The organism is Sandarakinorhabdus oryzae, assembly GCF_009733735.1.
In the GTDB taxonomy this organism is placed as follows: Bacteria; Pseudomonadota; Alphaproteobacteria; order Sphingomonadales; family Sphingomonadaceae; genus Sandarakinorhabdus; species Sandarakinorhabdus oryzae.
In genome coordinates this window covers 1-838 of sequence record NZ_WNJP01000369.1, presented here as the reverse complement: position 1 = coordinate 838, position 838 = coordinate 1, and the positions used below count along the sequence as shown (strand labels likewise).

The following is an 838-nucleotide window of genomic DNA, read 5'->3' as shown; positions in this document are numbered from 1 at the left end:
CGCTGGCATTCAGCGCGCCGAACAGGTCGGCGATGTCGGCCGGGTGCAGCGGGCTGACCAGCGCGCGCACGGCCTCGTCGTCGCCGGCCTCGACGGCCGCGGCCACGTCGCTGACGAAGGCGCGGCTCAGCCGGCCCTCTTCCAGCGCATCCGGCGCCTCGTCGGCGCGGGGATCAAGGCGGACATCATCGGTCACGCCGGCGGTTATACGCGGCTTTGCCGGCAGCGCCAGTCTTGGCGGCAAGGCTGGCAATTGCGCCGCAGCCGGCTATCGTCGCGGCACCATGGCCCGCCTCAACATGCCTTCGGAAACGCCACTGTTTGTTGCCGCCGGCCTGTCGTTCGCGGCATTCCTCACCGCGTGGCCAGAGCCGCTGTCTGGCGGCTGGCTGGGCATGAGCCTGGTGGCGGCCGGGGCCGGCATCCTGGCCAGCGTGCCGTTCTGGCGGGCGGCGCAGACCAGCGCGATGAAAGGCGGCAAATCTGGCCTGGGCGGGCTGTTTTTGGCGATCTGCGCCGGCGCCCTGATCGGTGTCGTGCTGCTGCACCTGGCCAATGCCGTGTTGCCGCCGGGATCGGCCAGGGAAGTGGTGGTGGCGGTGACCGACAAATATGTCACCCGCGGTCGTCGCGGCAGCCGCCATTATCACGTGGTGACAACACCAGTGCCGGGCGACAGCGACCGCACCGATCACAGCGTCGGCGGCCTTTTTGCCAGTTCCGGCAGCTATAATGACTATCAGATTGGCGGCTGCATGGCCGTGCGCTGGCGGCCGGGCTGGTGGTGGCCGGTGGTGCTGCGGCGCCAGGCCGTGCCCTGCGGGGACGTGCGGCCGGC

At 70.4% G+C, this 838-nt stretch carries 1 protein-coding gene and 1 pseudogene; one reads left to right on the top strand and one right to left on the bottom strand.

Going from position 1 to position 838, the window contains the following annotated elements; genetic code table 11:
* A pseudogene (locus tag GJ693_RS16355) lies at positions 1–196 on the bottom strand (magnesium transporter); the annotation flags it as partial.
* An 88-nt stretch (positions 197–284) separates the two neighbouring features.
* Between GJ693_RS16355 and GJ693_RS16350 the strand changes: the two are divergent.
* Positions 285–838 (top strand): hypothetical protein (locus GJ693_RS16350; protein ID WP_156257267.1); only part of this gene is annotated, 554 nt, incomplete at its 3' end.